At 64.9% G+C, this 11696-nt stretch carries 9 protein-coding genes; 5 read left to right on the plus strand and 4 right to left on the minus strand.

The genetic code is table 11. The features are described 5' to 3' along the window. Positions 1–50: 50 nt before the first annotated feature. Both QM748_RS11515 and QM748_RS11520 read right to left on the minus strand, forming a co-directional pair. Positions 51–716, minus strand: a complete 666-nt coding sequence (locus QM748_RS11515) for an OmpA family protein (protein ID WP_415247099.1) — start codon at positions 714–716, stop codon at positions 51–53. A 290-nt stretch (positions 717–1006) separates the two neighbouring features. Then, positions 1007–2302, minus strand: a complete 1296-nt coding sequence (locus tag QM748_RS11520) for a mechanosensitive ion channel family protein (protein WP_415247100.1) — start codon at positions 2300–2302, stop codon at positions 1007–1009. Positions 2303–2601: 299 nt separating this feature from the next. Here QM748_RS11520 and atoD point away from each other — a divergent pair, with 299 nt between their 5' ends. Genes atoD through QM748_RS11535 form a run of 3 tightly spaced genes read left to right on the plus strand, consistent with a single transcriptional unit; the run spans position 2602 to position 5279 of the window. After that, positions 2602–3252 carry an acetate CoA-transferase subunit alpha gene (atoD, locus tag QM748_RS11525; RefSeq protein ID WP_415247101.1) on the plus strand — a complete coding sequence of 217 codons (651 nt, stop codon included), beginning with the start codon at positions 2602–2604 and terminating at the stop codon, positions 3250–3252. 18 nt (positions 3253–3270) lie between these two features. Continuing rightward, entirely contained in the window at positions 3271–3939 is a 669-nt protein-coding gene (locus QM748_RS11530; RefSeq protein ID WP_415247102.1) for a 3-oxoacid CoA-transferase subunit B, read from the plus strand. Next, entirely contained in the window at positions 3936–5279 is a 1344-nt protein-coding gene (locus QM748_RS11535) for a TIGR00366 family protein (RefSeq protein ID WP_415247103.1), read from the plus strand. Before QM748_RS11530 ends, QM748_RS11535 begins: the two co-directional genes overlap by 4 nt. 139 nt (positions 5280–5418) lie before the next feature. Here QM748_RS11535 and QM748_RS11540 read toward each other — a convergent pair whose 3' ends face one another. Then, positions 5419–6807, minus strand: a complete 1389-nt coding sequence (locus QM748_RS11540; protein ID WP_415247104.1) for a sigma 54-interacting transcriptional regulator — start codon at positions 6805–6807, stop codon at positions 5419–5421. Positions 6808–6820: 13 nt separating this feature from the next. After that, positions 6821–8638: a two-component system sensor histidine kinase AtoS gene (gene atoS, locus QM748_RS11545; protein WP_415247105.1), complete on the minus strand. Its 1818-nt coding sequence runs from the start codon at positions 8636–8638 to the stop codon at positions 6821–6823. 153 nt (positions 8639–8791) lie between these two features. Here atoS and QM748_RS11550 point away from each other — a divergent pair, with 153 nt between their 5' ends. Both QM748_RS11550 and QM748_RS11555 read left to right on the plus strand, forming a co-directional pair. Next, complete coding sequence (locus tag QM748_RS11550; RefSeq protein ID WP_415247106.1) at positions 8792–10525, plus strand: glutamine--tRNA ligase/YqeY domain fusion protein; 1734 nt, start codon at positions 8792–8794, stop codon at positions 10523–10525. Positions 10526–10542: 17 nt separating this feature from the next. Beyond that, positions 10543–11685: an efflux RND transporter periplasmic adaptor subunit gene (locus tag QM748_RS11555; protein WP_415247107.1), complete on the plus strand. Its 1143-nt coding sequence runs from the start codon at positions 10543–10545 to the stop codon at positions 11683–11685. Positions 11686–11696 lie beyond the last annotated feature (11 nt).

The following is an 11696-nucleotide window of genomic DNA, read 5'->3' on the forward strand; positions in this document are numbered from 1 at the left end:
GATTTCTTTCGGGCCAGGCAGGAAGCCGGCCCGGGAAAAACCGGACAGCCTTACTGTGCCGCTTCGCCGACGAATATCTCGACGCGGCGGTTCATCGCACGGCCGGACGCGGTCGAGTTGTCGGCGACCGGCTGGCGCGAGCCGCGGCCGTCGATGGCGATGCGCTGCGCCGACACGCCGCGCGCCGTCAGGTAGTCGCGCACTGCGGCGGCACGGTTGATCGACAAGGGATTGTTGACCGCATCGCTGCCGGTGCTGTCGGTGTGGCCGATGATGGTGACGGTGGTGACCGGGTGCTGGTTCAGACCGCCCGCCAGCCGGTCGAGCACCGGGCGCATGTTCGGCTTGATGTCGTAGCGGCCGGTGTCGAAGGAGACATCGCTCGGGATATCGACCTTGAGCTGGTTGTCGGCGGTCTGGCTGACGCCGATGCCGGTACCCTGGGTCGCCTGTTCCATCTCGGCCTTCTGCTTCTGCATGTGCTGCGACCACAGATAGCCGCCCGCCGCACCCACCGCAGCGCCCACCGCAGCACCCGTCGTGGTGCTCTTGCCCTTGTTGCCGCCGGCCGTCGCACGCCCGATCGCAGCGCCGGCCACGGCACCGATGCCGGCGCCGATACCCGTGTCGCGCTGGGTTTCACTCATGTTGGCGCAGCCGACCAGGCCGCTGGCGGCAAAGGTGAGCGCGGTCAGGGAAACGATGATCTTCTTCATGATGTCCAGCCTCCAGATTTGTAACAGGCCAGGCGATTATCCACGCCCAGCGCGGGACCTTCGCCAGCCTGGTGTGCAACAAAGGGTGACCGGCGCCATGCCGGACACCCGCGAAAACGAAAACGGAATGGATTCGTCATGTTGCCAGAAGCGGCCCGCAGCCATGCGGCAGGGCTGCGGTCGGCATCGTCGCCAACGTGCCCTATGTCACGATCGAGGAACTGCATGGATCAGCCACACACCCGGGCCACCGGCAGCAGCCAGCAGACGGCTCCTGCGCTCCCGGCCGGTCACCCGATCAGGCCGCCGTCGGCACCGGGGCGGAAGCCTTCCGAAGCCTGCTGGCCGCGGCCGAGCGCACGCATGTCGGCGCCGCTGGGATGCTGGAACACCCGCAGGCCGAACTCCGACAGGATGGCCAGCAGATGGTCGAAGATGTCCGACTGTGTGCCTTCGTATTCGGCCCACACGACGGAGTTGGAGAAACAGTAGATTTCCAGCGGCAAGCCGTCGGAAGTCGGCGCCATCTGGCGCACCATCAGCATCATGCTCTGATGCACGCCGGGGTGATGGCGCAGGTAGCGGTCGACATAGGCACGGAAGGTGCCGATGTTGGTGACGCGGCGGCGATTGACGACGTCGCGCTCGCCGCCCGGCAGGCTGGTATTCCAGGCCTCCAGTTCGGCCTCCTTGGCCGGCAGGTAGCCGTCGAGCAGTGCGAAGCGGTCGAGGCGCCGGCGTTCCTCATCGGTCAGGAAGCGGATGCTGTGCTGGTCGATGTAGAGGCTGCGCTTGATCCGCCGCCCGCCCGATTCGCGCATGCCGCGCCAGTTGCGGAACGAATCCGAGATCAGGCGCTTGGTCGGGATGGTCGTGATGGTCTTGTCGAAGTTCTGCACCTTCACCGTGTGCAGCGCGATGTCGATGACGTCGCCATCCGCGTTCAGCTGCGACATCTCGATCCAGTCGCCGATCCGGACCATGTCGTTGGACGCCAGCTGGATGCTGGCGACGAGCGACAGCAAGGTATCCTGGAAGATCAGCATCAGCACCGCCGCCATCGCGCCCAGGCCGGACAGCAGGATCAGCGGCGAGCGATCGACCAGGCTCGCCACCATCAGGATCGCGGCGATCAAGTAGATGACGATCTTCGTCACCTCGACATAGCCCTTGATCGGCCGGACCCGGGCGCTCGGGCGGCGCTGATAGCGCGCGCCGAGAATGCTCAGCAGGCCGCCCAGCGCCAGCGCCACCGTCAGCACGATGAAGGCACTGCACACGTTCTGGACCACCGTCACCATCGCTTCCGGCAGGTGGGGCACCATGCCGACGCCGATCATCAGCACCAGCGCGGGAACGACGTTCGACAGCCGCGACACCACCCGCATCGGGCTCGTGCTGCCCGACGCCCCCTCTTTCGCGAGCACGCTCGCGCCCAGCAACTTGCGCAGACCGCGCAGCAGCACGTGCTTGGTCAGCCAGTTCGCCAGCCAGGCGAGGGCCAGCAGCAGGGCCAGGGCGCTCAGCGTGTAAGCCGGCGGGTACTGTTCAAGCCAGTGGACGAATTGCTCCGTCTGCCCGGTCATCCATTTCCTCCGTCATCGATTGCCTGTCCGTGGGCAACGGGCCGGATCATACCGCCCGCACTTTCCGGGCTGGGACTGCCCTCAAGCTTTTTTGTTGCAAAGCAACAAGCGAAGAACCGTTTTCGGGCACTGGATCCGGCATGCAAGAACCTGCACCTCAGGTGCAAAGTCCTGCACGAAATCCATCGACAGGCCTTATCTAACCCTTTTGTTTTCAATGGCATGCAAAAACCATTCACATGGCACCGTTATTGCTGTCATGTCAGTGAGTGCATAGCTCGTTCAAGGAGATGGAGAAAATGAAATCGAAAACAATCACGGTGGATCAGATCGCGGCGCATCTGCATGACGGCATCAGCATCATGTTCGGCGGCTTCATGGGCGACGGTACCCCGCATACGATCGTGCAGGCCATCCTGGATTCCGGCGTCAAGGACCTGACCATCATCGGCAACGACACCGCCATTCCCGGCTACGGCGTCGGCCCGCTGGTATCGAACAACCGCGTGCGCAAGGTCATCGCCACGCACATCGGCCTGAACCCCGAGACCGGCCGCAAGATGATGGCGGGCGAGATGGAAGTGGAACTGGTGCCGCAGGGCACGCTGGCCGAGCGCATCCGCTGCGGCGGCGCCGGCCTGGGCGGATTCCTGACGCCGACCGGCGTGGGCACCGTGGTCGAGGAAGGCAAGCAGAAGCTGAACATCGACGGTATCGACTATCTGCTCGAAAAGGCGCTGCGCGCCGATCTGGCCATCGTCAAGGCACACCGCGCAGACCGCTCCGGCAACCTGGTCTATCTCCGCTCCGCACGCAACTTCAACCCCCTCGTCGCAACGGCCGCGGACATCGTCATCGCCGAAACCGATCATCTGGTCGAGGTCGGCGACATCGATCCCGACCACGTCATGACGCCGGGCGTCCTGATCGACTACGTCGTGCATAACTGAATAGAGGGAGATACGGAAATGAAAGCAAAAGAATTGATCGCACGCCGCGTCGCGCTCGAACTCAATGACGGCGACGTGGTGAACCTCGGCATCGGCCTGCCGACGCTGGTCGCCAACTACCTGCCGGACGGCGTCACCATCACCCTGCAATCCGAAAATGGCTTCGTCGGCCTGGGGCCGGTGAGGGAGGGCGAGAACGACCACGTCGTCAACGCCGGCGGGCAGCCATGCGGCATCGTGCCGGGCGCGGCAATGTTCGACAGCGCGTTTTCCTTCATGCTGATCCGCGGCGGCCACGTCGATGCCTGCGTGCTCGGCGGCCTGGAAGTCGACCAGCACGCCAACCTGGCGAACTGGATGGTCCCGGGCAAGATGGTGCCGGGCATGGGCGGCGCGATGGACCTGGTGACAGGCGCACGCCGCGTCATCATCGCCATGGAACACTGCGCGAAGGACGGCTCGCCGAAGATCCTGAAGGCTTGCACCCTGCCGCTGACGGCCAAGGGCAAGGTCAGCACCATCGTCACCGAGCTGGCGCTGTTCGAGTTCAAGGACGGCGTGCTGACCCTGTGCGAACACGCGCCCGGCGTCAGCCTTGAGCAGATCCAGGCCAGCACGGCGGCCGAGTTCGCCGTTGCGCCGGACTTCGCCGAAATGAAGATCAGCCAGAAGGGGTTGCAATCATGATCGGCCACATCTCGCGCTTCATGAGCAACTTCGTCAGCAGGTACCTGCCCGATCCGCTGATCTTCGCCCTGCTCCTGACGCTGATCACCTTCTTCAGCGCGCTGGGCCTCACCGACAGCACGCCGGCCGGACTGGTCAAGATGTGGGGCGACGGCTTCTGGAACCTGCTCGCCTTCGGCATGCAGATGGCGCTGATCGTCGTCACCGGCCATGCGCTGGCGAGTTCAGGGCCAGTGAAGAGCCTGCTCGGCACCACCGCCTCGATCGCCAAGACCCCGGTGCAGGGCGTGATGCTGGTGACCTTCATCGGCTCCATCGCCTGCATCATCAACTGGGGGTTCGGCCTAGTGGTCGGCGCCATGTTCGCCCGCGAAGTCGCGCGGCGCGTGCCGGGCTCCGACTATCCGCTGCTGATCGCCTGCGCCTACATCGCCTTCATGACCTGGGGCGGCGGCTTCTCCGGCTCCATGCCCTTGCTGGCGGCGACCCCGGGCAACCCGGTGGCGCACTACATGGTGACCGAGGCCAATCCGCAGGGGATCATCCCCATCACGCAGACGATCTTCACCGGCTACAACATCTTCATCACCCTCGGGCTGGTGCTGTTGCTGCCCTTCGTCACGCGCATGATGTATCCCAGGAACGGCCAGATCGTCACCGTCGATCCGGCGCTGCTGGCACCCGAGCCCGACTTCCAGAAGAAGCTCGGCGCGGATGCGAGCGTGGCGGAAAAGATGGAAGAGAGCCGTCTGCTGTCATGGATCATCGGCCTGCTGGGCATCAGCTATCTGGTGATCTACTTCTACAACAAGGGCTTCAACATCACCATCAACACGGTGAACCTGATCTTCCTGATCGCCGGCATCCTGCTGCACAAGACGCCGATGGCCTACATGCGCGCGATCTCGCACGCGGCCAGGAGCACGGCGGGCATCCTGATCCAGTTCCCGTTCTACGCCGGCATCCAGTTGATGATGGAGCACTCGGGCCTGGGCGGGCTGATCACCGACTTCTTCATCGACATCGCCAACAAGGACACCTTCCCGGTCCTCACCTTCTTCAGTTCCGCGCTGATCAACTTCGCCGTGCCCTCCGGCGGCGGCCACTGGGTGGTGCAAGGCCCCTTCGTCATTCCCGCCGCGCAGGCGCTGGGCGCCGACCTCGGCAAGGCGACGATGGCGATCGCCTATGGCGAACAGTGGATGAACATGGCCCAGCCCTTCTGGGCGCTGCCGGCACTGGCCATCGCCGGCCTGGGCGTGCGCGACATCATGGGCTACTGCATGACCGCGCTGATCTTCACCGCGCCGATCTTCTTGATCGGGCTGTGGTTCTTCTGAACATGGGAGGACTGGCAACGCCGTGCATCTGCAGCGGCCGGGGTACGACAGTGATGGTCGAACGCGCCTGATCCGGCACGCGTGACCCGGGCAGGGGCCTGCCGCGACACATGCGGCAGAGCCCCTGTTTTCTTGTGGTTCAGGATTCCCCCGGGCCCTGCAGATCGTGTTCCTGCAGCTTGTAGAGCAGCGTGCGCTTGCTCACGCCGAGTGCCCTGGCGGTCAGTTCGCGGTGGCCCTTGTGCTGGCGCAGCGTGTTTTCGATCAGCTCGCGCTCGAAGTTCTTCACGCACTCCTTCAGGCTGCCTTCTCCCGTCCGCGGCGCGGCGCCGCCTTCATGGGCATCGGACTGGCCGATCTGCGCGGGCAGATCCTCCACGCCGATGAAGGCACCGGCGGCGAGGATGACTGCGCGCTCCACCGCATTGGACAGCTCACGGATGTTCCCCGGCCAGGGGTAGGCATTCATCGCGGCGATGGCCTCGGGCGAGAAGTCGATGATCTTCTTGTCGCTCTCGGCGCAGAAACGCTGCATGAAGTGGCGTGCCAGCAGCAGGATGTCCGCCGGACGTTCGCGCAGCGGCGGCGGGCTGAGGGTCATGACGTTGAGGCGGTAGAACAGGTCCCGCCTGAAAGTCCCCTCCTCGACCATTTCTTCCAGCTTGCGGTTGGTCGCCGCGATCAGGCGGAAATCGGTCTTCACCGGACGCAGCCCGCCGATCGGCTCGAACTCCTTCTCCTGCAGCACGCGCAGGAACTTCACCTGCAGCGCGGGAGACATCTCGCCGACCTCGTCGAGCAGCAGCGTGCCGTGGTTGGCGCGCCAGAACAGTCCCGGCTGGCTGCTCTGGGCACCGGTGAACGCGCCTTTCTCGTGGCCGAACAGCGTGCTCTCCAGCAGGCTTTCCGGCAATGCGCCGCAATTGACCTTGATGAAGGGGCCGGTGGCGCGCTTGCTGTGATAGTGGATGGCCTTGGCCACCAGCTCCTTGCCGGTACCGCTTTCACCGACGATGAGCACGGTGGCGTTGGTCTGCGACACTTTGGCGATGTTGCGGCAGACCTCCATCATGCTGGGGCTGTCGGTCAGGATGCGCTCGTGGCCCTCGCCGCTGTCGGGCAGGTCGATGCAACGCAGCGAAGGCGTCAACTCGCGCAGCGTGCTCAATTCCAGCGCCTTGCGGATCAGGCGTTTCAGGTCGCCGACGTCGAAGGGTTTGACGATGTAGTCGAACGCACCCTGTTTGAGCGCCTCCACCGCCGTTTCCACGCCGGCATAGGCGGTCATCAGGATCATCGGCACTTCGGGGCGGATTTCCTTGAGCTGCCTGAGCGCTTCCAGCCCGTCGACGCGCGGCATGCGGACATCCAGCAGCACCAGGTCGGCAGGCTCGGCGCGGAAGGCGTCGATGGCCTCCTGGCCATCGGCCACGCAGACCGGCTGGTAGCCCTCCTTTTCGAGCACGACGGACATCAAGCGGCGCACACTGTCCTGATCGTCGGCAATCAGTATCCGGTGAGAAGGCATTTCGGGTTCCATTCTAGGCGACGGGCAGGCTGATCGTGGCGACCGCTCCGCCCTCGGGATGGTTTTCCAGAGTGATGCGGCCACCGTGCGAGGCGACGATCTTCTGCGCGACCGCCAGCCCCAGGCCGGTGCCGTTCGGCTTGGTGGTGAAGAAGGGCGTGAAGATCTTGCTGCCCAGGCTGTCGTCGATCCCGCTGCCGGTATCCCTGATTTGTACCGTCTGGTAACGTCCGCTGTCCGACAAGCCGGTGGAGATGATGACCTGCCCCCTGTCCTCGATGGCCTGGATCGCGTTGAGCAGCAGGTTCAGCAGCACCTGCTTGACCAGACCCCGGTCAAGATAAAGCTCTGGCAAGCCCTCGTCGAAGCAGGTCTGGAAATCGACGTGGGCAGCGTTCTTTGATGATTTCACCAGTACCAGCGTTTCGCCGACGAGCTCGTCGAGGCGCGACAGGGAGAAGAAATTCTTCGGCTGCCGGGAAAAATCCAGCAGTTGCTGGATCACGCCGTTGATCGAGTCGACCTCCTTCAGGATGATCGAGATGAACTCTTCCTTTTCACCCTGGCTCACGTCCTCGTTCAGGCACTGCACGAAGCCCCGGATCGCCGTCAGCGGGTTGCGGATCTCGTGCGCGACGCCGGCCATCAATTCACCGATCGCCGCCAGGCGCTGGGTCTGCTCGGCGATGTGCTGCATCTCCTTCTGTTCCGAAATGTCCTTGAACACCACCACCGCACCGATGATTTCCCCATTCTTGTTCCTGAGGTTGCTGGCGCTCGAACTGACCTTGAACAGCTTGCCGCCGATCGGCAGATCCAGTTCGACGCCGACATGGTCGCTGCCGCTGCTCAAGGTGTCGAGCAAGGGGCTGTAGAAATCCATGTGGTCGAAGAGGCTGCGATAGGGCCGCCCGACCGCCTCTTCCAGGCTCAGTCCGGTCATCTTCTGCGCAGCCGGATTCATCATCGTGACCTCGCCGTTCATGTTCACGGTGATCACGCTGTCGATGATGCTGTCGAGGATCATCTCGGTCATCGACTTCGCCTCGCTCAAGGCCCAGGCGAGCTGGTTCACGCCGTCGACGATCTCGTTCATTTCCCCCTTGAGCGGAGGAATGTTTCGCTGCAGGTCACTGCTCAGGCCCTGCACGCCATGCTTGATGATGGTGATGTCGTTCTGCAGGCGGTTGGAAATCAGCAAGGTCAGGAGAACGCTGCTGGCGATGCACAGCAGGCTGACGAGGATGATGTCCTTGTCCATCATCATGGTCTGCCGGTCGATGTCGGACACCAGTTCATTGGCCCAGACGTAGCCCAGCACCTCGCCCTCGCGCACCACCGGGATCATCGCGTTCATGATGTCGCCGCGCACCTGGGCGCCCTGCCACACGGTGCGCTCCCCGCTCGCCATCACCTGGCGGCCGGGATGGTCCGCCGCGATCGGCGTCCCCACCGTCCTGCCATGCTCGCTTGCGGGCGCATACACGACGATCGCGTCCAGCGCCCTGTTGTAATAGCCGGCCCCCACGCCCGGCATCCGGCTCACCAGCGCTTCGGCGCGCGCCGACAGCAGGGCATTCAGCCGGCCAACCGCCTCGCTGCGCGGCAGCGCCGGATCCGGCGGCAGGTCGAAGGCCGCGCCAAGTTCCTGCTCGAGCACGCCAGCGACGAACAGCAGCTTGTTTTCCTTTTCCTGCATCAGCAGTTTGATGCCCTGCTGTTCGACGATGAACGCAATGCACAGCGTCGAGATGCAGACCGTCGCGATGGTCAGCAGCAGCATCTTGGCGTGGAAAGTTTCCGGCAGAATCTTCCGCAGCAGCTTCTTCATCGTCCATCCATTCACGGAAACCCCGCTCGGCGCCTGTCCCGCCCCAAGGGCGCTGAACAGGCCGCGTAGGCTATACCTGCGGGGCCTCGGCTACAATGCCCGCCATTCCGCAACTTGCTGCTGATCCGCCGCACCCCTGATCCAGAGTATCCGATGACCCAGCACACATCCACCGACAAGGCCCCTGCACCCGCCAGCAACTTCATCCGCAACATCATCGATGAGGACATCCGCAGCGGCAAATGGGGCGGCCGTGTCGAAACGCGCTTCCCGCCCGAACCGAACGGCTACCTGCACTACGGCCACGCCAAATCGATCTGCCTGAACTTCGGCCTCGCCGAAGCCTATGGCGGCGCCTGCCACATGCGCTTCGACGACACCAACCCGGAAAAGGAAGAACAGGAATACGTCGACGCCATCCTGGAAGCGGTGCGCTGGCTCGGCTTCGACTGGGGCGAGCACCTGTATTTCGCCTCGGACTACTTCGACACCATGCACGCCTGCGCCGTCAGCCTGATCGAAGCCGGCAAGGCCTACGTCGATTCGCAATCGGCCGAGGAGATGCGGACCAACCGCGGCACCCTGACCGAACCGGGCAAGAACAGCCCCTGGCGCGACCGCAGCGTGGCCGAGAACCTCGACCTGTTCGCGCGCATGCGCGCCGGAGAATTCGCCGAAGGCAGCCACGTGCTGCGCGCGAAAATCGACATGGCCAGCCCCAACATCAACCTGCGCGACCCGGCGATCTACCGCATCCGCCACGCCAGCCACCACCGCAGCGGCGACAAGTGGCGCATCTACCCGATGTACACCTTCGCCCATCCGATCGAGGACGCGATCGAGAACATCACCCATTCGGTGTGCACGCTCGAATTCGAGGACCAGCGTCCCTTCTACGACTGGCTGCTCGACACGCTGGCCACCGAAGGCCGCTTTCCGCGCCCGCTGCCGCAGCAGATCGAGTTCTCCCGCCTCAACCTGACCTACGTCGTGCTGTCGAAGCGCAAGCTGATCCAGCTCGTCAACGAAGGCCATGTCAACGGCTGGGACGACCCGCGCCTGCCGACCCTGATCGCCGCCCGCCGCCGCGGCTTCACGGCGGACGGCTTCCGCCGCTTCGCCGAGCGCATCGGCGTCTCCAAGGCCGACGCCTGGATCGACATGAGCGTGCTCGAAGAGTGCATGCGCGACGACCTCAACGAAGCTGCCGAACGCCGCGTCGCCGTGCTCGACCCGCTGCGGCTGGTCATCACCAACTACCCGGAAGGCCAGTCCGAGCTGTGCGAAGCGCCCAACCACCCGCTCAAGCCCGAACTCGGCAAGCGCGAGATGCCTTTCGGCCGCGAACTGTGGATCGAGCGCGAGGACTTCATGGAAGAACCCATCAAGGGCTTCCGCCGCCTCTATCCCGGCAACATGGCGCGGTTGCGCTACGGCTTCGTCGTCAAATGCACCGGCTGCGAGAAGGACGCCGATGGCAAGGTCACCGCGGTGCTGGCCGAGTACATGCCCGACTCCAAGTCCGGCACGCCCGGCGCCGACAACTACAAGGTCAAGGGCAACCTGCACTGGGTCTCGGTCGCCCACGGCTACCAGGCCGAAGTGCGCCTGTACGACCGCCTGTTCGCCCACCCCCACCCCGGCCAGCGCCGCGAAGGCGACGCCCCGGAGACCGAGCGCGACTTCCTCGACGACATCAACCCGGACAGCAAGCGCACCATCACCGCCTGGCTGGAACCGGCACTGAAGGACGCCCAGCCGGAAGAGCGCTTCCAGTTCGAGCGCCACGGCTACTTCGTCGCCGACCGCGTTGACTCGAAACCTGGCTCGCCAGTGTTCAACCGCACGGTCACGCTGAAGGATTCGTGGGCGAAGGGCGGGAAATGAATCACTGACCCATCGCCATGAAACTGCGCCGCCTGCTCCCCTATCTCCTCGTCCTGGCTCTGCTGGCAGCGGCCGGCTGGTGGCTGACGCGGCCCAAGCCGGTGGCGGTAGTGGTGCATGAAGTGGGGCGCGGGCTGGTCGAGGCGACGCTGTCGAACACCCGCGCCGGCGAGATCGAGGCCTGCCAGCGCAGCAAGATGGCGACCATCGTCGGCGGCCGCATCGACTATCTGGGCGTCAAGGAAGGCGACCGCGTCGAGGCGGGTCAGGTGCTGATGCGGCTGTGGCATGGCGACCTCGAAGCGCGGCTGACGGTAGCCAGGGCGCAGCTTGCGACCGCGCGCCAGCGCGTGCAGGAAGCCTGTACCGTCGCCGACAACGCCGAACGCGAGGCGGCACGCCAGGCGCAGCTGGTCAAGCGCGGCTTCGTCTCGGCCAGCGCCGAAGAGAAGGCCCGCACCGAAGCCCGCGCCCGGCGCGCCGCCTGCGACACTGCACGCGCCGACACCCTCACCGCCCAGGCCCAGGTCGATGCCACCGAGACCGACCGCCAGCGCCTGGTGCTGGTCGCACCTTTCGCCGGCACCGTGGCGCTGATCACCGGCGAGCTCGGCGAGATTTCCATTCCGTCCCCGCCCGGCGTGCCGACGCCGCCGGCGATCGACCTGATCGACGACACCTGTCTGTACGTCAAGGCACCGATGGACGAGATCGACGCGCCGAAGATCCGTCTCGGCCAGCCGGTGCGGATCACGCTCGAAGCGATGCCGGCCACCGTGTTCGAAGGCCGCGTCAAGCGCGTCGCGCCCTACATCACCGCGGTCGAGAAACAGGCGCGCACGGTGGAAGTGGACATCGACTTCGTCCGCCCCGAGGAAGCACGCGGCATGCTGGTGGGTTACAGCGCCGACGTCGAGATCGTGCTCGACAGCCGCGCCGACGCGCTGCGCATTCCCACTGCGACACTGCTCGAGGGCCAGCGCGTGCTGGTGGAAGCAAACGGCCAGCTCGCCGAGCGCGACGTGCGCACCGGGCTGTCGAACTGGGAGCACACCGAAATCCTCGATGGCCTGAATGCCGGCGAGCGCATCGTCACCTCGCTGGAGCGCGCCGGCGTCACGGCGGGCGCGAGGGTCAGCATCGAAACCGTCGCGCGCTAGTCGCCGGGAGC

It is taken from the genome of Thauera sp., assembly GCF_047601425.1.
GTDB lineage: Bacteria > Pseudomonadota > Gammaproteobacteria > Burkholderiales > Rhodocyclaceae > Thauera.